At 61.6% G+C, this 19,986-nt stretch carries 23 protein-coding genes; 9 read left to right on the top strand and 14 right to left on the bottom strand.

Annotated elements, in window-relative coordinates:
- Position 1: 1 nt before the first annotated feature.
- From nuoJ to nuoN, 5 genes are read left to right on the top strand one after another with little or no spacing between them, the layout of a single operon-like run.
- Entirely contained in the window at positions 2-505 is a 504-nt protein-coding gene (gene nuoJ, locus EXW71_RS04125; RefSeq protein ID WP_134657674.1) for an NADH-quinone oxidoreductase subunit J, read from the top strand.
- A 2-nt stretch (positions 506-507) separates the two neighbouring features.
- Positions 508-816 carry an NADH-quinone oxidoreductase subunit NuoK gene (nuoK, locus tag EXW71_RS04130; protein WP_003174727.1) on the top strand — a complete coding sequence of 103 codons (309 nt, stop codon included), beginning with the start codon at positions 508-510 and terminating at the stop codon, positions 814-816.
- The gene (gene nuoL / locus EXW71_RS04135) at positions 813-2,666 is read left to right on the top strand and encodes an NADH-quinone oxidoreductase subunit L (RefSeq protein ID WP_123717794.1); all 1,854 of its coding nucleotides are present in this window, start codon (positions 813-815) and stop codon (positions 2,664-2,666) included. Before nuoK ends, nuoL begins: the two co-directional genes overlap by 4 nt.
- 39 nt (positions 2,667-2,705) lie before the next feature.
- Entirely contained in the window at positions 2,706-4,238 is a 1,533-nt protein-coding gene (gene nuoM, locus EXW71_RS04140; RefSeq protein WP_016974046.1) for an NADH-quinone oxidoreductase subunit M, read from the top strand.
- 7 nt (positions 4,239-4,245) lie between these two features.
- A complete protein-coding gene (nuoN, locus tag EXW71_RS04145; protein ID WP_123717795.1) occupies positions 4,246-5,709 on the top strand; it encodes an NADH-quinone oxidoreductase subunit NuoN in 1,464 nt (487 codons plus the stop codon).
- 119 nt (positions 5,710-5,828) lie between these two features.
- On the opposite strand, the gene EXW71_RS04150 is transcribed toward nuoN, so the two are convergent.
- The gene (locus tag EXW71_RS04150; RefSeq protein WP_123717796.1) at positions 5,829-6,425 is read right to left on the bottom strand and encodes a flavodoxin family protein; all 597 of its coding nucleotides are present in this window, start codon (positions 6,423-6,425) and stop codon (positions 5,829-5,831) included.
- A 134-nt stretch (positions 6,426-6,559) separates the two neighbouring features.
- Between EXW71_RS04150 and EXW71_RS04155 the strand changes: the two genes are divergently transcribed.
- Positions 6,560-7,444, top strand: coding sequence for a LysR family transcriptional regulator (locus EXW71_RS04155; protein WP_256657074.1), 885 nt, complete (start codon positions 6,560-6,562; stop codon positions 7,442-7,444).
- 182 nt (positions 7,445-7,626) lie between these two features.
- Here EXW71_RS04155 and EXW71_RS04160 read toward each other — a convergent pair whose 3' ends face one another.
- Positions 7,627-8,379: an outer membrane beta-barrel protein gene (locus EXW71_RS04160; RefSeq protein WP_134657676.1), complete on the bottom strand. Its 753-nt coding sequence runs from the start codon at positions 8,377-8,379 to the stop codon at positions 7,627-7,629.
- A 124-nt stretch (positions 8,380-8,503) separates the two neighbouring features.
- Entirely contained in the window at positions 8,504-9,355 is an 852-nt protein-coding gene (locus EXW71_RS04165) for an arylamine N-acetyltransferase (protein ID WP_134657677.1), read from the bottom strand.
- 120 nt (positions 9,356-9,475) lie between these two features.
- Between EXW71_RS04165 and EXW71_RS04170 the strand changes: the two genes are divergently transcribed.
- The gene (locus EXW71_RS04170) at positions 9,476-9,712 is read left to right on the top strand and encodes a DUF6555 family protein (protein WP_134657678.1); all 237 of its coding nucleotides are present in this window, start codon (positions 9,476-9,478) and stop codon (positions 9,710-9,712) included.
- Positions 9,713-9,871: 159 nt separating this feature from the next.
- Here the strand turns inward: EXW71_RS04170 and EXW71_RS04175 are convergent, their stop codons facing one another.
- Complete coding sequence (locus EXW71_RS04175) at positions 9,872-10,072, bottom strand: DUF6021 family protein (protein WP_123717801.1); 201 nt, start codon at positions 10,070-10,072, stop codon at positions 9,872-9,874.
- Positions 10,073-10,086: 14 nt separating this feature from the next.
- Positions 10,087-10,266 (bottom strand): hypothetical protein, encoded by a 180-nt coding sequence (locus EXW71_RS04180; protein ID WP_123717802.1) that lies wholly within the window; start codon positions 10,264-10,266, stop codon positions 10,087-10,089.
- A gap of 113 nt (positions 10,267-10,379) precedes the next feature.
- On the opposite strand from EXW71_RS04180, the gene EXW71_RS04185 reads away from it, so the two are divergent.
- On the top strand, positions 10,380-10,901 hold the full coding sequence (locus EXW71_RS04185) for a DUF3087 family protein (RefSeq protein ID WP_134657907.1): 522 nt from the start codon (positions 10,380-10,382) through the stop codon (positions 10,899-10,901).
- Here the strand turns inward: EXW71_RS04185 and EXW71_RS04190 are convergent.
- The 9 genes from EXW71_RS04190 to EXW71_RS04230 form a co-directional block, all read right to left on the bottom strand.
- The gene (locus EXW71_RS04190) at positions 10,898-12,031 is read right to left on the bottom strand and encodes an MFS transporter (RefSeq protein WP_134657679.1); all 1,134 of its coding nucleotides are present in this window, start codon (positions 12,029-12,031) and stop codon (positions 10,898-10,900) included. The two genes, EXW71_RS04185 and EXW71_RS04190, sit on opposite strands and share 4 nt — an antisense overlap.
- Positions 12,032-12,098: 67 nt before the next feature.
- A complete protein-coding gene (locus EXW71_RS04195) occupies positions 12,099-13,466 on the bottom strand; it encodes an MFS transporter (protein WP_134657680.1) in 1,368 nt (455 codons plus the stop codon).
- 134 nt (positions 13,467-13,600) lie between these two features.
- Positions 13,601-14,350, bottom strand: coding sequence for a DNA-binding domain-containing protein (locus EXW71_RS04200; RefSeq protein ID WP_134657681.1), 750 nt, complete (start codon positions 14,348-14,350; stop codon positions 13,601-13,603).
- Positions 14,347-15,171, bottom strand: a complete 825-nt coding sequence (locus EXW71_RS04205; RefSeq protein ID WP_134657682.1) for a DUF692 domain-containing protein — start codon at positions 15,169-15,171, stop codon at positions 14,347-14,349. The genes EXW71_RS04200 and EXW71_RS04205 overlap by 4 nt, the downstream gene beginning before the upstream one ends.
- 90 nt (positions 15,172-15,261) lie before the next feature.
- Positions 15,262-15,534, bottom strand: a complete 273-nt coding sequence (locus tag EXW71_RS04210; RefSeq protein ID WP_123717806.1) for a hypothetical protein — start codon at positions 15,532-15,534, stop codon at positions 15,262-15,264.
- Between the two features lie 24 nt (positions 15,535-15,558).
- Positions 15,559-16,320: an alpha/beta fold hydrolase gene (locus EXW71_RS04215; RefSeq protein ID WP_134657683.1), complete on the bottom strand. Its 762-nt coding sequence runs from the start codon at positions 16,318-16,320 to the stop codon at positions 15,559-15,561.
- A gap of 28 nt (positions 16,321-16,348) precedes the next feature.
- Positions 16,349-16,780 carry a DoxX family protein gene (locus tag EXW71_RS04220; protein WP_134657684.1) on the bottom strand — a complete coding sequence of 144 codons (432 nt, stop codon included), beginning with the start codon at positions 16,778-16,780 and terminating at the stop codon, positions 16,349-16,351.
- The gene (locus EXW71_RS04225; RefSeq protein WP_025859258.1) at positions 16,777-17,049 is read right to left on the bottom strand and encodes a DUF2282 domain-containing protein; all 273 of its coding nucleotides are present in this window, start codon (positions 17,047-17,049) and stop codon (positions 16,777-16,779) included. Before EXW71_RS04225 ends, EXW71_RS04220 begins: the two co-directional genes overlap by 4 nt.
- A 240-nt stretch (positions 17,050-17,289) precedes the next feature.
- The gene (locus EXW71_RS04230) at positions 17,290-18,153 is read right to left on the bottom strand and encodes a Dyp-type peroxidase (RefSeq protein WP_134657685.1); all 864 of its coding nucleotides are present in this window, start codon (positions 18,151-18,153) and stop codon (positions 17,290-17,292) included.
- A 138-nt stretch (positions 18,154-18,291) separates the two neighbouring features.
- On the opposite strand from EXW71_RS04230, the gene EXW71_RS04235 reads away from it, so the two are divergent.
- Positions 18,292-19,908, top strand: coding sequence for an NADP-dependent glyceraldehyde-3-phosphate dehydrogenase (locus EXW71_RS04235; protein WP_134657686.1), 1,617 nt, complete (start codon positions 18,292-18,294; stop codon positions 19,906-19,908).
- Positions 19,909-19,986: the final 78 nt, after the last annotated feature.

The following is a 19,986-nucleotide window of genomic DNA, read 5'->3' on the forward strand; positions in this document are numbered from 1 at the left end:
GATGGAATTCGCTTTCTATTTCGCATCGGGTATCGCGGTTGTGTCCACGCTTCGCGTGATCACCAACACCAACCCTGTGCACGCCCTGCTCTACCTGATCATTTCGCTGATCGCCGTGGCCATGACCTTCTTCAGCCTCGGCGCACCGTTCGCCGGTGTCCTGGAAGTGATTGCCTACGCCGGTGCCATCATGGTGCTGTTCGTGTTTGTGGTGATGATGCTCAACCTGGGGCCGGCTTCGGTCGCCCAGGAGCGCGTCTGGCTCAAACCCGGCATCTGGCTCGGCCCGGTCATCCTCGCCGCCCTGCTGCTGGGTGAACTGCTGTATGTGCTGTTCGCTCACCAGAGCGGCCAGGCCATCGGCCACACCACCGTGGATGCAAAAGCCGTGGGCGTCAGCCTGTTCGGCCCGTACCTGCTGGTGGTCGAACTGGCGTCGATGCTGCTGCTCGCCGCAGCCGTCACCGCCTACCACTTGGGCCGCAACGAAGCCAAGGAGCAATGACGATGCCTGCTATCCCCTTGGAGCATGGTCTGGCGGTCGCCGGCATCCTGTTCTGCCTTGGCCTGGTCGGCCTGATGGTCCGCCGTAACATTCTGTTCGTGTTGATGAGCCTGGAAATCATGATGAACGCCGCGGCACTGGCCTTCATCGTCGCGGGTGCACGTTGGGGCCAGCCGGATGGACAAGTCATGTTCATCCTGGTGATCAGCCTGGCAGCCGCCGAGGCCAGTATCGGCCTGGCGATCCTGCTGCAACTGTATCGTCGCTTCCACACGCTTGATATCGACGCTGCCAGTGAGATGCGCGGATGAACATGATCTTTCTGACTTTCGTATTCCCCCTGATCGGTTTCCTGCTGCTGTCGTTCTCCCGTGGACGCTGGTCGGAAAACCTCTCGGCCCTGGTGGGCGTGGGGTCCATTGGCCTGTCGGCAATCGTTGCCGCCTACGTCATCTGGCAATTCAACGTGGCCCCGCCGGAAGGCGGTCACTACACCCTGGTGCTGTGGCAGTGGATGTCGGTGGAAGGCTTCAAGCCCAACTTCGCCCTCTATGTCGACGGCCTGTCGATCACCATGCTCGGCGTGGTGGTGGGCGTGGGCTTCCTGATCCACCTGTTCGCATCCTGGTACATGCGCGGTGAAGCGGGCTACTCGCGCTTCTTCTCGTACACCAACCTGTTTATCGCCAGCATGCTGTTCCTGGTGCTGGGCGATAACCTGTTGTTCCTGTACTTCGGCTGGGAAGGCGTGGGCCTGTGCTCGTACCTGTTGATCGGTTTCTACTACAGCAACCGCAACAACGGTAACGCGGCACTCAAGGCCTTTATCGTCACCCGTATCGGCGACGTGTTCATGGCCATCGGCCTGTTCATCCTGTTCCAACAGGTGGGCACGCTGAACATCCAGGAACTGCTGGTGCTGGCACCGCAGAAATTCCAGGTCGGCGACTTCTGGATCACCCTGGCGACCCTGATGCTGCTGGGCGGTGCCGTGGGTAAATCCGCGCAACTGCCGCTGCAGACCTGGTTGGCGGATGCGATGGCCGGCCCTACCCCGGTTTCGGCACTGATCCACGCCGCCACCATGGTAACCGCCGGTGTCTACCTGATTGCCCGTACCCACGGCCTGTTCACCCTGGCACCGGAAATCCTGCACCTTGTGGGCCTGGTCGGCGGCGTGACCCTGGTGCTGGCCGGCTTCGCCGCGCTGGTGCAGACCGACATCAAGCGTATCCTCGCCTACTCGACCATGAGCCAGATCGGCTACATGTTCCTGGCCCTGGGCGTGGGCGCCTGGGACGCGGCGATCTTCCACCTGATGACCCACGCCTTCTTCAAGGCCCTGCTGTTCCTCGCTTCCGGTGCGGTGATCGTCGCCTGCCACCACGAGCAGAACATCTTCAAGATGGGCGGCCTCTGGAAGAAACTGCCGCTGGCGTACGCCAGCTTCATCGTCGGTGGCGCCGCCCTGGCCGCCCTGCCGTTGGTGACCGCCGGTTTCTACTCGAAGGACGAAATCCTCTGGGAAGCCTTTGCCAGCGGTAACCAGAACCTGCTGTACGCAGGCCTGGTAGGTGCGTTCATGACCTCGCTGTACACCTTCCGCCTGATCTTCATCACCTTCCACGGTGAAGCCAAGACCGAAGCCCATGCAGGCCACGGTATCTCGCACTGGTTGCCATTGTCGGTACTGATCGTGCTGTCGACCTTCGTCGGCGCCATGATCACTCCACCACTGCACGGCGTACTGCCACAAAGCGTCGGGCATGCCGGCGGCGAAGCCCAGCACAGCCTGGAAATCGTCTCGGGTGCCATCGCCATTGCCGGTATCCTGCTGGCGGCCCTGCTGTTCCTCGGCAAGCGTCGCTTCGTCACTGCCGTTGCCAACAGTGGCATCGGTCGCTTCCTCTCGGCCTGGTGGTTCGCTGCCTGGGGCTTCGACTGGATCTACGACAAACTGTTCGTCAAGCCTTACCTTGCGATCAGCCATGTACTGCGCAAAGACCCGCTCGACCAGACCATTGGTTTGATCCCGCGCGCCGCCAAGGCCGGTCACACCGCCCTGAGCCGCAGCGAGACTGGCCAATTGCGTTGGTATGCAGCTTCCATGGCGGCCGGCGCCGTGTTGGTGATCGGCGCCATCGTTGTGGTAGCGGTCTGATATGAACTTTGCGAACTTGCGAAAGGAAACGAGCCCGTCATGATTCTGCCCTGGCTAATCCTGATCCCCTTTATCGGCGGCCTGCTCTGCTGGATGGGTGAACGCTTCGGCGCCACCCTCCCCCGCTGGATTGCGTTGCTGACCATGTCCCTGGAACTCGCACTCGGCCTCTGGCTGTGGGCCCATGGTGACTATTCATTCGCTCCGGCACCGGGTGTCGATCCAACCTTCGCGCTTGAGTTCAAGCACGTATGGATCCAGCGCTTCGGCATCAACGTGCACCTGGCCCTCGACGGCCTGTCGCTGTTGATGATCCTGCTGACCGGCCTGCTGGGTATCCTCTCGGTACTCTGCTCCTGGAAAGAAATTCAGCGTCACGTGGGCTTCTTCCACCTGAACCTGATGTGGATTCTGGGCGGCGTTGTCGGCGTGTTCCTGGCGCTGGACCTGTTCATGTTCTTCTTCTTCTGGGAAATGATGCTGGTGCCGATGTACTTCCTCATCGCGCTCTGGGGTCACAGTTCTTCGGACGGCAAGAAAACCCGGATCTACGCGGCGACCAAGTTCTTCATCTTCACCCAGGCTTCCGGCCTGATCATGTTGGTGGCGATCCTGGGCCTGGTACTGGTCAACTTCAACAACACCGGCGTGATTACCTTCAACTACGCCGACCTGTTGAAAACCAAGATGTCCCTGACCACCGAGTACATCCTGATGCTGGGTTTCTTTATCGCGTTCGCGGTGAAGCTGCCGGTGGTGCCGTTCCACTCCTGGCTGCCTGACGCTCACGCCCAGGCACCGACTGCCGGTTCCGTGGACCTGGCCGGTATCCTGCTGAAGACGGCGGCCTACGGCCTGCTGCGTTTCGCCCTGCCGCTGTTCCCGAATGCCTCGGCCGAGTTCGCGCCGATCGCCATGACCCTGGGTCTGATCGGGATCTTCTACGGTGCATTCCTGGCGTTCGCGCAAACCGACATCAAGCGTCTGATTGCCTTCTCGTCCGTTTCCCACATGGGTTTCGTACTGATCGGCATCTACTCCGGCAGCCAGCTGGCGTTGCAAGGCGCGGTGATCCAGATGTTGGCCCACGGTGTCTCGGCCGCTGCCCTCTTTATCCTGAGTGGTCAGCTGTACGAGCGCCTGCACACCCGTGACATGCGTGAAATGGGTGGCGTGTGGTCGCGCATCGCTTACCTGCCGGCGATCAGCCTGTTCTTCGCCGCCGCGTCCCTGGGCTTGCCGGGCACCGGTAACTTCATCGGCGAGTTCCTGATCCTGATGGGCTCGTTCGTGCAGACACCGTGGATCAGCGCCATCGCGACATCCGGCCTGGTATTCGGCTCGGTCTACTCGCTGATCATGATCCACCGCGCCTACTTCGGCCCGGCCAAGTCCGACACCGTCCTGCAAGGGATGGATGCTCGCGAACTGATCATGGTGCTCGGCCTTGCGGTCCTGCTGATCTACATCGGCGTGTACCCGCAACCGTTCCTGGACACTTCTGCCGCGACGATGCATGGCGTGCAGCAGTGGTTCGGCACCGCCTTCTCTCAACTCGCTTCGGCCCGGTAAGAGCGCTATGGAATTCACGATCCAACACTTTATCGCGCTTGCGCCGCTGCTGATCACCAGCCTCACCATCGTGGTGGTGATGCTGGCGATCGCCTGGCGCCGCAATCACTCGCAAACGTTCCTGCTGTCCTGTGCCGGTCTGAACCTGGCCTTGCTGTCGATCATTCCGGCCCTCAAGGTCGCGCCACTGGCGGTCACGCCGTTGATGATGGTCGATGACTTCGCGCTGCTGTACATCGCGTTGATCCTCGTCGCGACCCTGGCCTGTGTCACCCTCGCCCACGCCTACCTCGGCGAAGGCGGCACCGGCTACCCGGGCAACAAGGAAGAGCTGTACCTGCTGATCCTGCTGGCTGCGGCCGGCGGTATCGTGCTGGTCAGCGCACAGCACCTGGCCGGCCTGTTCATCGGCCTGGAACTGCTGTCGATCCCGACCTACGGCCTGGTGGCGTACGCCTTCTTCAACAAGCGCTCCCTGGAAGCCGGCATCAAGTACATGGTGCTGTCGGCGGCCGGTTCCGCGTTCCTGTTGTTCGGTATGGCCCTGCTCTACGCCGAAGCCGGCAGCCTGAGCTTCACCGGGATCGGCCACGCCCTGGCCACCACCAGCATGCCTGCGCCGATTGCCCAACTGGGCCTGGCGATGATGCTGATCGGCCTGGCGTTCAAGCTGTCGCTGGTACCGTTCCACCTGTGGACCCCGGACGTGTACGAAGGCGCCCCGGCGCCGGTGGCCGCGTTCCTGGCTACAGCGTCGAAAGTGGCGGTGTTTGCGGTGATGGTGCGTCTGTTCCAGATCTCGCCTGCCGCCAACACCGGCGTGCTGAGCACCGTACTGACCGTGATCGCCATCGCGTCGATCCTGTTCGGTAACCTGCTGGCACTGACCCAGAACAACCTCAAGCGTCTGCTGGGTTACTCGTCCATCGCCCACTTCGGCTACCTGCTGATCGCCCTGGTGGCGAGCAAAGGCCTGGCCGTGGAAGCCATGGGTGTGTACCTGGTCACCTACGTGATCACCAGCCTCGGCGCATTCGGCGTGATCACCCTGATGTCCTCGCCGTTCAAAGGCCGTGACGCCGACGCCCTGTACGAATACCGCGGCCTGTTCTGGCGCCGTCCGTACCTGACCGCCGTGCTGACCGTGATGATGCTGTCCCTGGCCGGCATTCCGCTGACTGCGGGCTTTATCGGCAAGTTCTACATCGTCGCCACCGGCGTTGAAGCTCACGAATGGTGGTTGGTTGCATCGCTCGTACTGGGCAGCGCCATCGGCGTGTTCTACTACCTGCGCGTGATGGTCACCCTGTACCTGATCGAGCCAAACCTGCGTCGTGTGGACGCCGAGCTGCACTGGGAACAGAAAGCCGGTGGTGTAATGCTGCTGGCCATCGCCCTGCTCGCGTTCTTCCTGGGCGTGTACCCACAACCGTTGCTCACCCTGGTGCAGCACGCGGTGTTGGGCGTTTGATCGCTTAGCGACATGCAGTCAACAAAACGGCGCCTTCGGGCGCCGTTTTGCGTTACTGGGAGAGAAAACTCGGGTGATCAACCGGTTGGCTGCGCCCTGATCAGGGGTGCGGATGGATCTCAGATGGACTGAGATTTGCCTGAGCGGAACTGCCCGGCAATCGTTGCGACGCGCACACCGTACAGACGAGCAGTCTCCAGATCCCCCGGCGACATCTCTTCAGGAGACGCATCGGCAGGCGTTTGCGCCATGGGTGCGATATAGGAACCCATGCGATTCGGGTCATCGCGTTTCGATGCCTTGAGGTTCGCCGGCTTGATATCCAGGCCCACCCATATCCCGGCGTGCTGCCCGCAAAGCAGGAAAAAATACTCGAGCGTGTTGAGTTTGTCGCCGTTGATGCTCGCGCTGTTGGTGAAGCCGCCAAAGATCTTGTTTTGCCATGTGCCTTCGAACCAGGGCTTGGAGGAAGCATCTGCGAATTTCTTGAACTGCCAGCTAGGCCCGCCCATATAGGTCGGCGAGCCGAAGACGATTGCGTCTGCGTCAGCGAGGGATTGCCAGGCGTCGTCGGAAATATTGCCCTCTGGGTCGATGGCCACCAGTACGGCACCGGCGCCGGCGCCTTCGGCGACTGCCGCCGCCATGCGCGTGGTGTGGCCATAGCCGGAGTGATAAACGATGACTGTTCGGACAGGGATGGAATTGGCGTTCATGAGGGTTCCCTACAGGTGGTGGAGTTATGGACAACCTGAGCACTACTCTACTGAGTCCAAAATACGCTATAAATCACGCCAATCTGAACGCTCTGTTATCTATTGGGTGAACAATGCCAAATCTCCAGGCACTTATGATTTTCGCCCGCGTTGCAGAAATGATGAGTTTCACGCGTGCCGCTGAAAGCCTGGGAATCCAGAAGGGACGGGTGTCGACGGTGATTCGTGGGCTGGAGCGGGAGGTGGGCGCGACCCTGCTGCACAGAACGACACGCAGCGTGCAATTGACCGAAGACGGACGCGCTTTCTATACACGCGCATGTGACCTGCTGACTGAAGCGCGGGACATGCAGTCCATGTTCGCAAACAACGACGCACCTTTGAGGGGAAAATTGCGCGTCGACATGCCGACTGAATTGGCCAAGACCATCGTGATTCCCGCCCTGCCCCAATTGCTCAATGCGAACCCTGAGTTGCAGCTTGAACTGTCCAGCACAGATCGTCGGGTCGATCTCGTCCAGGAAGGCTTCGATTGCGTAATCCGTCTCGGGCCGATCATCGACGACAGGCTGATCGCCCGCCCGCTGGGCAAGTTGCGCATGATGAACGCGGCAAGCCCAGGTTATCTGGCAAAGCACGGCATGCCGCAAACACTCGACGACCTTCTTATCCAGGGCCACCAGATGGTGCACTACACGCCGACACTCGGCGCCCGAATGGCGGGATGGGAATATCCGGAGGGTGATGGCTATGCATCGCTTGCGCTGCCGGGGGCGATGCAGGTGAATAACGTGCAGACCTATCATGCTGCCGGCCTGGCGGGGATTGGACTGATCCAGGCCGGATACCTGGCCCTCGCACATCATATTAAAAGCGGCGACCTGGTGGAGATCCTGCCCGATCTACGGCCCGAGCCGCTGGCTGCATCGCTCGTGGTCGCGCATCGGCGCAACCTGTCGCAACGCGTTCGGGCCTTCATGGCCTGGATTGAGCATGTATTGGAACCCTACTTCGACTAGCCGTTTGACCGGATGACTTCCCTCACCCGCAGCTGCTTGCAGGACGTGTTGCCCTACTTTGCGATCCGGAAAATCCGGCGCCGCCGGCCACGCTGAACAGATAAACGGCGCAAAAAAAAACGCCCCGAATCACTTCGGGGCGTTTTTTTGTTCAAGTAAACACAGCCACTTGAATCACAGCCTTAGAACACGATACCTACCTTGAACCCGTACTCATCACGCTTGAGCTTGGTGTTGTCGGCGGTAAAGGAGTCTTCGTCGAGCTTGTATTCGGTACGGGTGTAGTACAAGCCCGCCATCACCGGCAGATTACCATTCTGGTTCATCAGCAGGCTGACTTCGGCGTAAGGGTTGGTGCGGTCCTTGAGGTCGACAGTGTCGCTGCCCACGCCATCCACTTTGAGTTTCGCGCGGCCGTCGATGGTACGACGGGCGCCGGCTTCAACGCGCAGGGTCATGTCATCGAACTGGTGGTTGTAGCCCAGGGCCAACTTGGCGAATGGCGACTTGTTGGTGAGCTTGACGTCATAGCCGTTGGTGTCGGGCTCATAGCGGGTCCAGGTGTAGCCACCGCCCACAATCACGTCGACGAAGTTGCGTGCATCAAGCGCGGCGCGCCAGCCGAGGTCCAGGTCAGCCTGACCTTCCTTGAGCTTGTCGTCACTCTTTTCGCCGTATTTGGCTTCGATACCGGCTTGATAGATGAATCCGGATTCGGCAGTCAGCTTATTGCCGAAGTTGTAGAACAAACCGGCTTCAGGCATGTGGCTCTTGTCGCTTTCGCTGCCGCCTTCGAATTTGAAATCGTTGTAGCTGCCCAGGATGCCGAAGGTGGAAATAGGCCCGGTAGGCGGTGCGGCGAGCACCACGGCAGGCGCAGCGACCAGCGCCAACAACGAGGAACCCTTGAGAATTTTTCCGAATAGCTTGGACATCGTTTTACATCTCCTTGTGTGGTGAGCAAATTATTCAGCAACCGCTTCGAACCTCGGCCGAGGCCAAAGGTTCGAATTAATTTGCACCCATTTGGAGATAAAACGGTTCAGCGAACGCTCTAGCTCAATAGTCTGCGGAATTGGCCATTATCAAGCCATCAAGTGTTTCACGAAGCGTGCGATCAGGTGGCAGGTGAATACCAAAGGTTCCGTGCAGGAGTGCCAGCAGTTCATCCGTACTGTCGATCACGCGCTTTTCGCTGGGCCCGTCCAGGCGGTGCACCGCATAGTGGGCGTTGGCCAGGGTGTAGCGCTTGCCCGGCGCCAACCGCGCCGCTTTCAATTGGCCGCGGAAGACCGAGTCCGGGTGTGTGGAGACGTACCAGTTGCCGATCTCGTAGTCGATAGCCGCCTGCACTTGCAGGTCGAACACATACAAGCCGCGCCACTCCTCGGCGACCAGCGCCCACAGGGTGTAACTGCCCTGCCCGTCGAACGTCAGGCGATAAGGTTCGTGTGCCGTGGCCTGCTGCGCCTCGGTGTCCAGTAGCAACGGGCTGCTGGGCACCATGCCGCCAAAGCCGACATCCGTGATATAGCGCACGCCATCCAGCGTCACCAGGCTCAAGCGATGGGTACGTGCGGTGTGCGCATCCGCCGGCCCGCCCAACACCACGCGGCCGGTAATACCCCGTGCGTCGAAGCCGAGCTCCTGCAACAGGGCCAGGAACATCTGGTTCAATTCATAGCAATACCCGCCGCGCCCGTCGAACAGCAGTTTTTGCTCGACGCTGGGCAGGTCGATGGGCACCGGCCTATGCAATAAGGTCGACACGTTCTCGAAGGCAAAGGTGCACACATGACGCAGCTGCAGGGTCTGCAGGGTTTCAAGGGTCGGCGGTGGAGGCGAGTCGAAGCCCAGGCGTTGCAGATAAAGCGGGCTGTGAGTCAGGCGGCTGTCAGAGGGATGGGACATGGCGCGATCCTTGAGCACGTGGCGAAGGCACCACTATGCCGCGCCTTCCAACAACTTGTCATTTTGAATGAACCTTTTTTGACGCCTGCCTATCCATCTATAACAAGACAGGGAGGCAACATGAGTACCGCAAAAATTTACACCATCCGCTATCAGCTGCACGGTCAACCGAAGTCCTTTGTAGTGCGCGCCGAAGTGATGAACAACGCCGAGGCCTGGCACTGGGCGGCGGTAGACGCCGATATAGCCCACGTCAGCCGCATTGGCCGCGTAGGTCACGAGCAGGTGAAGAAAACCACGCGGCCCTGGGCTGAGAAGTTCGGGATCACCGACGTCATATGGATCGCACCGAAGTAAAAAAGCAAAAGCCCCGCCGTATAGAGTGGGGCTTTTTACAGATCGCTGGCCTTTCTTGTTATGTCATTGCAGATCAGATGTTCAGGCTCTTTGTCGGATCCACACGACGAGGCTGGTCGTCTGACAGCCTCGCTGTGAGGACCGCGTTCAACGCCTTGTTCAAGTCTTCAGGTTGCCCAACGGATCATAGGGCGGCTTCTTTCCATCCTTGTCTTTCTTTTCCTTATCCAACGGTGCAATAGCCGGACCGACAGGATCCACCTGCGGGTCCGTCACGTCGGGCGAATCCGGGTCAAAACCCAACTCGTCCTTACCGCTGGAATGCTCGCTCGAACGCGGGCCTTGGGGCGTATTACTCACGGCGATCTCCTTGCTTAAAGCGGGCGGGCTTTGTCGTGGAGGTTTTCCAGGTCTTGTTCGACACGTTCCACATCATCGTCATCCTGGCGCTCCGCCGGATCGTTGGGGCGCAACGCATCGTTGTCGCGCTCCTCTTCACCGGGTGTGCGGTCAGGATTCGGGGTGCCGGGCGGTGGCTGCTTATATTCGGACATGATGGTTCACCTCAAAAGGTCTACGCAGGTTTAGAGAAACCGCCGTGCGTCATCGTTCAACTTGTTTGCCCAAGCGTGAGATGATGCCGGCCCCTCTTGGAGGCATGAACCCGATGTTCGAACTCAAACCCTGCGACCCCGCCACCTTCCGTCAACAGACCCGCCGCAGCACCCTGATCGTCGCGGTGCTGTTCGTAGCCCTGGCCATGTTGCTGTCGAGCCTGGCGGTGATGCTGTTCGGTGAGCCCGGAGGTGACAATTTCCGTTTCAATGTCGGCGGCGTCTTCGCCGGTGTGTTGATCACCGTCGCCCTGGTGCGCGGGCCGTTCTGGCGCCAGCCCTGGCTCGCAGCGGCGGTGTACGGTTGGCAGCTCAAGCGTTGCCTGATGAGCGTGACCAATGTGATGCACACGATCACCGAATGCGTGCAGAACAACGACCCGACCGCGATCAAGGTCCTGCGTTTCTACCACCTGGCGCTGACGCAGATGCATGCACTGGACGCCAACTCCAGCGCCCAGGCGCAACTGGTCGGTGAAGTCGAAACGCATAAAGCGAAGATGCAGGCGCTGGGCATCAACACCGAACAGACGCAGTTCGACCCTAACTGGCTGGACGCACTCAAGCGCGCTTAAGCCGAGCCGGGAGTCTTTGCCCGCCAGCAGAACACCGCGCTCAGCGCAATCGCCGCGCCGGCCAGGCCGAACACCCAGGGTGCCGCGGCCACCGGCAGCAACAGGCCCGCCAGCAACGGCCCAAGACCCGCGCCGATATCCCGCCATACGGCGTTGGAAGCCAGTGCCGACACGCGCATCGAGCCCGGATTGCGCTCCGCGACCAAGGTGGTCACCAACGGCAGTTGCAATGCGCGCAGCACCAGCACCGCCGCCGCGCCGACGATCACCCAATAGCTGCCGAATGCAGCCAGGGCTAAAGCGCTCAGGAACGAAAACAGCAGCAACATCGAGGTCGCGCCGAAACGCTGCGCCGCGCGGCCGCCCAGCGGGCTCAGGAGCATCTCGGAGGCATACCGCAGGGCCATCAATCCACCTGCGATCAGCACCGCATTACCCCCCAGCAACTTCTGCGCCTGGATCGACAGGCCGAAGATAAACAACCCATCCAGCGCCACACCTTCGACAAACGACCAGGTCGCCACGCTGTCGGGCCATTTGAAACGACGCCCCGAGCTGTGCAAGTCATGGCCGACCCTGGGCAGGCCGTGCGCCGCCCACAAGCCCAACAAGCAACTGCCGGCAAGAATCAGAAAGATCGGACGTGGCCCGGCCCATAAGGTCAACCAGCCGCCCAGGGGTAAGGCCAGCATCGGCCCGAGGGCGATCATCGCCCGTGAGCGCCCGGCCCGGCGGGCCGCACCGGCGGGCTCCGAGGTCGCCAGCACCTGGGTCGAGAGGTTCAGCGCGGCGAAACACAGGCCCCAGATCAACCGCAAGCCCAGCAGCGCGGCGAACCCCGACAGCATCGAGTTGCCCAGGGCGCACACCGTGGCCGCCCCCGCCGCGATCATGCAGGTCAACCGGTCGCCATGGCGTGCGTAGAAATTCAACACATGGCGATAGCCGAAAATCCGCACCAGGCGGTTCGCCGCCAGCAACACCCCAGCCTGCGCCAAGGTGATGCCGAAGGCCTGGGATTCCATGGGCAGCAGCAGGTACAGCAACACATCGCTGGGCAGGCATAAAGCCAGGGTCAGCGCGGCGCGGCGAGAGGATACATCAGCAGTACGTTGGGCCTGGGCTGACATAATTCTGAAACATCCCGAAATATTCAGGTGGCCACGGTAGCGTTCCCTACCGGTGTTTTACAACGCCTTATCCGGTCTTTTTGTCATAAGGCAGCAGACGCAAGCCACTGGCCACGGCGCCCACCAGGGCAAACGCGCACCCCAGCCACAGCGCGTACTCAGGGCCACTGCCCTGAGACAGATGGAAACAGAACGCCACCAACGACGCCCCCAGCGTCTGCCCCAGTAACCGCGAAATCGCCACGATGCCGCTGGCGCCGCCGCTGCGGGCCAACGGAGCGCTGGTCATGATGGCCTTGAGGTTGGGGGATTGGAAAAAACCGAAACCGGCGCCGCACAGCGCCATGCGCCATCCAATATCAAAGGCCGAGGCGTCACTGCCCAACGTTGCCAACGCGGCCATGCCCACACTGAGCATCAGCAGCCCGACGCCGCACAACACGCCCAGCGACACCCGATCCGCAAGGCGCCCCGCCACCAGCGCCATCACGGCTACGACTGCCGGCCACGGCGTCATCAGAAACCCGGTTTCCACCTGGCTGTGCCCCAGCACCGCCTGCAGCAGAAATGGCAGCGAAACGAAGGCCAGCCCCTGGGCGCTGAATGCACAGATGGCCGTCAGGGACGACAAGGCAAACACCGGACGCTTGAAAAGGTCCACCGCCAACATAGGTGCCGGATGACCGACCTCGCGGCGCAACAGCAACGCACCGCACACCAGCGCCAAGGCCAACAGGCCCAGGGTCAATGCGCCCTGCGCACCGTGCACGGCGGTGCCCAGCCCCAGCACCAGCAAGGCAAACAACCCGGCACACAGCAGCGCGGCAAGACGGTCGAACGCATGCCCGGTCAATGGCAGTACCGGCAGAGCGCGCAACCCCAACCCCAGCGCCAACAGCCCCAGCGGCACGTTGATCAGGTACAGCCAATGCCAGGTCGCCACCGACAGAATCGCCGACGCGGCGGTCGGCCCGAGGGTAAACGCCAGCCCCACGACCAATGAGTTGTAGCCCAGGCCGCGCCCAAGCATTTTTGACGGGTAGATATGCCGCAGCAACGCGGTGTTCACACTCATCAATGCGGCGGCGCCGAGCCCTTGCGCGACCCGCGCGGCCGTCAAGGTCAACAGTGAGCCGGCCAGCCCACAGAACAGCGACGAGACAATGAACAGCAGCAAGCCACCCAGATACACCCGACGGTGTCCCAGTACATCACTCAAGGAGGCAAAGGGCAGCACCGTGGCGATAATCGCCAGCTGGTAGGCATTGACCACCCAGATCACCGAGGCCGAATCGGTACCGATACCTTCGGCCAGGGTCGGTAACGCGGTATTGACGATGGCCGTGTCCAGGGTCGCCATGCCGATCCCCAGAGACAGGGCGATCACCGCCGGCCAGCGTTTATTGGAGGGCAACCCATCGGCGACAGAAGACATGAACAATCCACACAGGTGACAAGACCGCTAGATTACGGGCTGAGGGAATTTTTTTCAGTGGTCGATTGCGCGGCTGTCAGCATTTTCATGTTTGCAGACCAGTGACTGCCGCCCGCAGGCGACTATCACGACGCTCAAACATGGCCAACCCCCACAATCAACTCACTGCCCAGCCAGCCGGCCAGGTACTCACCGGCCTGCATCACACCGGCTTCTTCCCCCAGGCGCTGCACCAGATACTCACATAACCCGGCAAAACTACCGTCGGTCTGCACCTGCAACAAGGCGTGCAGTTCCAGTTCATCCACCTGGCGCAAGCGCGAGGTGAACTGACGCCGCCACACCAGCAAACCGCCCGCCGCTTCAAGCATCGCCGCCTCGGGTGGCGGGGTGTCTTGCCACAGCGCCGACCAGATGGCCTCGGCATTGGTGATCAGGCCATGGCACCGCAACGACGGCGTCAGCTGCAAGTGGGCAGTGTCCCAATCCACCGCGGCCAGCGCCGCCGGCGGTACCGGCTGAGCATCGGCGGCCACAAAGGCCTCATTCAAGGCGGACTCGATCCAGGCCAGTTCGTGCACATCGGGGTTGTGGGGAAACACGCGCTTCAAGCCGTGGTAGAAACCCTCGGGATAGGCATCCAGCGTCCAGGCGTGGGGTGGCTGCTGGTCGATATAGCTAACGCTGGCCGACAGAAACGCCTCCTCGCCGAGCCAACGGCGCAGGTTGGGAAATGCCTGCTCCAGGCACCCCACCAATTGCGCGCGGTAGTTGTTCTGGTACACCGCCAGGCCGGCGTGGTGATTACCCAGCCGAAGCGCCGCGTCATCCGATGCGCTCACCAGCCAGGTGCGAAAGGTTTGCTGCCACTCGACCAGGTTCATGGCTGCGCTCCCAGCGTCCGGGCCATCGATAATTCCTGCAGCAATTCAGCCAACGGCGGAATCTCATCGTCACGCTCGATCATGGTCGCCACCGGGCCCAGTTTGGCCATGGCCTTGGCATACAACGCCCACACCCCGGCACACACCGGGCTGTCATGGCTGTCGATCAACAATTCGCGGCCCCGGCTATGGCCGGCCAAGTGAACCTGGCGTACTCGTTCGGCGGGAATGCCATCCAGGAACGCCTCGGCATCAAAACCGTGATTGCTGGCGCTCACAAACACATTGTTGACGTCCAGCAACAGCTCGCAGCCGGTGCGCTTGGCCATGGCGTCGATAAATGCCCATTCGCTCATGACCGCGCCATCAAAGGCCAGGTAACTCGACGGGTTTTCGAACAGCATCGTGCGGCCCAGCGTCTCCTGGGCCTGGTGGATATTGGCGCACACAATGTCCAGCGCCTCTTCGGTGTAGGGCACCGGCAGTAGGTCGTGGGCATTGAAGTGACCGCTGCGTGACCAGCTCAGATGGTCGGAGACAAACAGCGGCTCGATCTCATCGACCAGCGACTTGAGACGCCGCAGGTAGTGGGTGTCGAGCCCTTCGGCGGTGCCGATCGACATCGACACCCCATGCAGCGCCACCGGGTGCCGCTCGCGAATCTGGCGCAGGATGTGCCGGGGCTGGCCGCCCGCGACCATAAAATTCTCGGAGATCACTTCGACAAAATCCACGGGCACCGAGGTCTCCAGAAAGTCGCAGTAATGCTCCTTGCGCAACCCCAGGCCGTAGCCTGAAAAGTGAGGATTGTGTGTCGGCATGCCGGGTTCTCCTTGGCCTGCAAGCGCGACCTGGCTGTGACGAGCAAGCTTGCTCCCTCGCCACAGTCAGTTCGCGCCTGCCAGGGGTGGTTATTTCGGTTCAGTCAAGGTGCCACCGGCCTTGAGGCATTCGGACGGTGTCTTGACGATCACGCCTTCGCCTTTGCAGCTGTTGAGGCCCTTGCAGTCGTTCTTGGCGGTAGCGCACAGGCTGGTGCCCTTGCAGGTATTGACGCCGTAGCAGCGACCGGGCTTTTCCTGCTGGTCGGCAGCGCCGGCCGCAGTGGCGAACGAAGCCGAAGACAGGGCAATCAGCGCGGCAGCGGCAGCCAGGCTCAAGCGGGATTTGAGTGCAGTGTTCATGGTGTTTCTCCAGGGTGTCGTGGGTTATTGGATAACGGATGCAGCGTCTTCGATGACCTTCGCCACAGCCTCAGGCTGGGAGATGTACACCGCGTGGCTGGCTTTGATTTCGGTGACCTTGGAACCGGCGCGCTTGTACATCCAGCGCTGCAGGTCGGGGCTCAGGGCGCGGTCTTCGGTGGACACCACCGCGTAGCTCGGCTTCTTGTGCCAGGCCGCGGCCCACACCGTGCCGCCGAACAGTGCGGTGGTGGCCGGTACTTGGGAGGCGGCCATGAAGTCGGTGCGGTTGGTGCTCAGGTCGGCGGCAAAGTCCGCGTTGAATCGGGTGCGATCAAAGAACAGGTGGCCATCGCGTTTCTGCTGGACATCATCGCTGGGGGCCGGCATGGAGCCGATCAACTGGGCCATGTTCTCGCCCACCTCCGGCTGCAACGCCGAGACATAGACCAGCGACTTGACCTTGTCACGGTCCCCCGCAATCGAGATCACCCCGCCAGCGGAACTGTGCCCTACCAGCACCACCGGGCCGACCTGTTGCTCCAGCACCTCGCGGGCCTCTGCCACATCAGCGGCGAGGTTTTCGTGGCCCTGATGCACCACCGTGACCTTGTAGCCCTTGTGAATCAGGATGTCGTGCACCACCCGCCAACCGGAACCGTCGACAAACGAGCCCGGCACGATCACCACGCTCTTGCCGGCGCCGGGTTGTGGGGCATCCGCCGCCTGGGCCAGCGCTGGAACAGTCAAGGCCATGGCAATGGCCAGAGAAGAAAGCATACGCATTGGAAATCTCCATTCAGGTATCGAAAGGTCAGCCACGTTTGGCGAACAGCAGGCGGTCCAGCGACCAGGCTCCGCCGCCATACGCCAGCAGCGGCAGCAGCAGCCCCACCCAGGTCAGGTGCACCGGCCAGGCATCGGGGTACACAAACACCTCGATCACCAGGGTCATGCCCAACAGTGCGGCGGCAGCCGGACGGGTCAGCAGGCCCAGCACCAGCAACAGCGGGAACAGGTGCTCGGCATAGGTCGCCAGGTGCGCGGCCCAGTCCGGTGGAATCAGGGGCAAGGCGTATTCCGAGCGGAACAGCGTGTAGGTCGACGGCTTGAGTTGAAGAAAACCGCTGACCTTGGTCCGCCCCGACAGGAAAAACACCGCCGCAATGCCCACGCGCGCCACCAGCAACAGCAGGGCCTCGGGCAACAGCCGCCGGATCACGAGCGCCGGGGCCGCTCGGCTCATGGCTGCTCCGTCAGGCTGCCGTAGCCTTTAGGGGTCTTGATCTGGGTGCAGGTGCCTTTGTCCACCAGTACCCAGGCGTTGCCCTGGTAGTCGGTGGTGGCGGTGCCTGCACACGAGGTGCCTTTGCCCGCGGCGCAGTCATTGGCCCCTGCGAGAGACACGCCGAAGCATTTTTCCTGGGGCTTGGGCTCATCGGCATGAGCCACGGCCGCAAAGGCGCTGAGGGACAAGGCGAGGGTTGCCGCAAGGGCTGCATAAGGACGCTTCATGGGGGTGACTCTCCTGGTTTGACTGAGTGTGACCAGGGCGCCTTGGGGTCGATGACCGCCTGCGCCAGCTGGTGAACAGAGTTAAAGCCAGGCGTGTATCCGCTCTGTGTCGCGAACGCGATAGAACGTCATGCGGGTGTATCAGGAGGGTGTTCAGATACAACGTGATACACAGCCACAAAAAAAACGCCCTGACCGTTCAGGTCAGGGCGCGTTTCAGGCCGCGGTGCGTGCAGTCAATCAGCGCGCCAGGGCACTCAGGTCCAGATGCCCGTTACTGATCGGCGGGCACCAGTAGTAGCCGCCGGTCAACGGCGTGCTGATGCGATACAGGCCATCGACAATCCCGTCTTCCAGGCCGCTCATGCGCCGCAGTTGCGCTTCGAACGCATCGAAGGAATGGCCAAACGCGAGGAACATCAACCCGGCCTGGCCGTTCTCGGCCCACGGCATCGAGCGGCGTACCACGAAGGCTTCCGGGGTGAAGCTTTCCTGGGCGGTACGCTTGGTGTGGGCGGACGCGGGGGCGTCGTCCAGCTCTTCGTTGTCGCCATGACGGCGACCGATGATGTGGTCGCGTTCCTGGGCAGGCAAGGCGGCGAAGCCGTCGAGGTCGTGTTGCCATTGCTGGAGCGCGGCGAAGCTGGCGCCACTGCCGGTCAGTGCGGCTTCGACCGCTGCGTCAGCGTGGGGGTTTTCGGTGCCGTCTTCATAGTCGGTGAGGTCGAAGCCGGTCTTGTAGCGGAAACCTTCGATCATCTGTACCAGGCGAAACGCCGGGGCCAGGGCTTTTTCGAAGGCACGGCTGCGTAACAGCAACTCACCACGATCCTCACCGTGCAACCACACCCACAACGCCTGTTGGGTCGATGGGTTGTGCGCGCCCGGGCCGCTGATGGCGGGGAATGTGCGCAGCCCTTCAATGTGGGCACCCAGCGCGGCTACCAGCGGTTCACCCAAACCGACCACCGCCGCCGAATTGGCCAGTTGCACCAGTGCGTCCAGCGCAGCAGGTACGGCGCCCAGGGCGTCCACGGCAAAAAACAGATGGCGTGCCTGCAACGGCACCGGTGCGGCAAGAATGCCCGGCTGGTACTGACTCATGTGAACTCCTTCAAGAAAGGCGCAGAGTTTACCCGGCGCACGCCTTTGTGCGTACAGCAATGCGCACAAGCCTTGCCATAGAGCCCGGTGTTGGGTGACTCTCTAGTCATGTTTTGCAACTATTCCAGGGGTAGCGACATGACCACCAGCAACCTGCTCGCCCAGCTGTTTCCTCTCACCGCCCAAGACGTGCCCGAGCAATTCCGCCTGGCGGCTCCCATTGAACAGCGTGATTACCTGGTTGACGGCACATTGCGGGTTTGGAACGGCCCGCTGGCCCGGGTGCAAAGCCCCGTGCAATTGGGGGATGAGCGCGTGCATATCGGCAGCACGCCGCTGCTGGACGCCGACACCGCCCTCACCGCCCTGGATGCCGCCGTACGCGCGTATGACCGGGGCCAGGGCGCATGGCCGACGATGCGCGTCGCTGAGCGTATCCAGCACGTCGAAGCCTTTTTACGGCGCATGCGTGAACAGCGCGATGCGGTGGTCAAGCTGTTGATGTGGGAGATCGGCAAGAACCTCAAGGACTCGCAGAAAGAGTTCGACCGTACCTGCGACTACATCACCGACACGATCAATGCGCTCAAGGAGCTGGACCGCCGCAGCAGCCGCTTCGAGCTGGAACAGGACACCCTCGGGCAGATCCGTCGCGTACCGCTGGGCGTGGCGCTGTGCATGGGGCCTTATAACTACCCGCTCAACGAAACGTTCACCACGCTGATCCCGGCGCTGATCATGGGCAACACCGTGGTGTTCAAGCCGGCCAAGCTCGGCGTGCTGTTGATCCGTCCGCTGCTGGAGGCCTTCCGCGACAGCTTCCCGGCCGGGGTGATCAACGTGATCTACGGCAGCGGTCGCGAAACCGTCAGCGCGCTGATGGCCAGCGGCAAGATCGACATCTTTGCGTTTATCGGCACCAATAAAGCCGCCAGTGACTTGAAGAAACTCCACCCCAAGCCACACCGCTTGCGTGCCGCACTGGGCCTGGATGCGAAAAACCCCGGCATCGTGCTGCCCGAAGTGGACCTGGACAATGCCGTCAGTGAAGCCATCACCGGTTCCTTGTCGTTCAACGGCCAGCGCTGCACCGCGCTGAAAATCCTGTTCGTGCATGAAGACGTGGTCGAGGCATTTATCGAGAAATTCAACGCCAAACTGGCGACACTCAAGCCCGGCATGCCATGGGAAGACGGCGTGTCGCTGACCCCATTACCGGAAGTCGGCAAGGTGGATTACCTCAACGGTCTGGTAGCCGATGCAGCGCAACACGGCGCCCAGGTGGTGAATGCCAATGGCGGTGCCAGTCGCGGTTCGTTCTTCTACCCGGCGGTGCTGTACCCGGTGAACCCGCAGATGCGCGTTTACCACGAGGAACAGTTCGGCCCGGTGGTGCCGATCGTGCCTTACCGTGACGTGGACACGGTGATTGACTACGTGCTGGAGTCGGACTTCGGCCAGCAGTTGAGCATTTTCGGCACCAACCCCGAGGAAGTCGGGCGCCTGGTGGATACCTTCGCCAATCAGGTCGGTCGTATCAATATCAACGCCCAGTGCCAGCGTGGGCCGGATACGTTCCCGTTCAACGGCCGCAAGAACTCGGCCGAGGGCACGCTGTCAGTGCATGACGCGTTGCGCGTGTTCTCGATCCGTACCCTGGTGGCGACCAAGTTCCAGGAGAGCAACAAGGCGCTGGTCAGCGACATTCTGCGTAACCGCGATTCGAGTTTCCTGACCACTGACTACATTTTTTGAGTGGATGCCAATCAAAAATGTGGGAGCGGGTTGGGTGTGGCCACACCCAGCCCGTTCTCACATTTAGAGTGTGCACAT

The sequence above is a fragment of the Pseudomonas sp. BCA17 genome, assembly GCF_004519405.1.
Lineage (GTDB): Bacteria > Pseudomonadota > Gammaproteobacteria > Pseudomonadales > Pseudomonadaceae > Aquipseudomonas.

Coding starts and splice junctions, on each gene's coding strand:
- nuoJ (WP_134657674.1), top strand. CDS start 2: ATGGAATTCGCTTTCTATTTCGCATCGGGTATCGCGGTTGTGTCCACG.
- nuoK (WP_003174727.1), top strand. CDS start 508: ATGCCTGCTATCCCCTTGGAGCATGGTCTGGCGGTCGCCGGCATCCTG.
- nuoL (WP_123717794.1), top strand. CDS start 813: ATGAACATGATCTTTCTGACTTTCGTATTCCCCCTGATCGGTTTCCTG.
- nuoM (WP_016974046.1), top strand. CDS start 2,706: ATGATTCTGCCCTGGCTAATCCTGATCCCCTTTATCGGCGGCCTGCTC.
- nuoN (WP_123717795.1), top strand. CDS start 4,246: ATGGAATTCACGATCCAACACTTTATCGCGCTTGCGCCGCTGCTGATC.
- EXW71_RS04150 (WP_123717796.1), bottom strand. CDS start 6,425: ATGAACGCCAATTCCATCCCTGTCCGAACAGTCATCGTTTATCACTCC.
- EXW71_RS04155 (WP_256657074.1), top strand. CDS start 6,560: ATGATTTTCGCCCGCGTTGCAGAAATGATGAGTTTCACGCGTGCCGCT.
- EXW71_RS04160 (WP_134657676.1), bottom strand. CDS start 8,379: ATGTCCAAGCTATTCGGAAAAATTCTCAAGGGTTCCTCGTTGTTGGCG.
- EXW71_RS04165 (WP_134657677.1), bottom strand. CDS start 9,355: ATGTCCCATCCCTCTGACAGCCGCCTGACTCACAGCCCGCTTTATCTG.
- EXW71_RS04170 (WP_134657678.1), top strand. CDS start 9,476: ATGAGTACCGCAAAAATTTACACCATCCGCTATCAGCTGCACGGTCAA.
- EXW71_RS04180 (WP_123717802.1), bottom strand. CDS start 10,266: ATGTCCGAATATAAGCAGCCACCGCCCGGCACCCCGAATCCTGACCGC.
- EXW71_RS04185 (WP_134657907.1), top strand. CDS start 10,380: ATGTTCGAACTCAAACCCTGCGACCCCGCCACCTTCCGTCAACAGACC.
- EXW71_RS04190 (WP_134657679.1), bottom strand. CDS start 12,031: ATGTCAGCCCAGGCCCAACGTACTGCTGATGTATCCTCTCGCCGCGCC.
- EXW71_RS04195 (WP_134657680.1), bottom strand. CDS start 13,466: ATGTCTTCTGTCGCCGATGGGTTGCCCTCCAATAAACGCTGGCCGGCG.
- EXW71_RS04200 (WP_134657681.1), bottom strand. CDS start 14,350: ATGAACCTGGTCGAGTGGCAGCAAACCTTTCGCACCTGGCTGGTGAGC.
- EXW71_RS04205 (WP_134657682.1), bottom strand. CDS start 15,171: ATGCCGACACACAATCCTCACTTTTCAGGCTACGGCCTGGGGTTGCGC.
- EXW71_RS04210 (WP_123717806.1), bottom strand. CDS start 15,534: ATGAACACTGCACTCAAATCCCGCTTGAGCCTGGCTGCCGCTGCCGCG.
- EXW71_RS04215 (WP_134657683.1), bottom strand. CDS start 16,320: ATGCGTATGCTTTCTTCTCTGGCCATTGCCATGGCCTTGACTGTTCCA.
- EXW71_RS04220 (WP_134657684.1), bottom strand. CDS start 16,780: ATGAGCCGAGCGGCCCCGGCGCTCGTGATCCGGCGGCTGTTGCCCGAG.
- EXW71_RS04225 (WP_025859258.1), bottom strand. CDS start 17,049: ATGAAGCGTCCTTATGCAGCCCTTGCGGCAACCCTCGCCTTGTCCCTC.
- EXW71_RS04230 (WP_134657685.1), bottom strand. CDS start 18,153: ATGAGTCAGTACCAGCCGGGCATTCTTGCCGCACCGGTGCCGTTGCAG.
- EXW71_RS04235 (WP_134657686.1), top strand. CDS start 18,292: ATGACCACCAGCAACCTGCTCGCCCAGCTGTTTCCTCTCACCGCCCAA.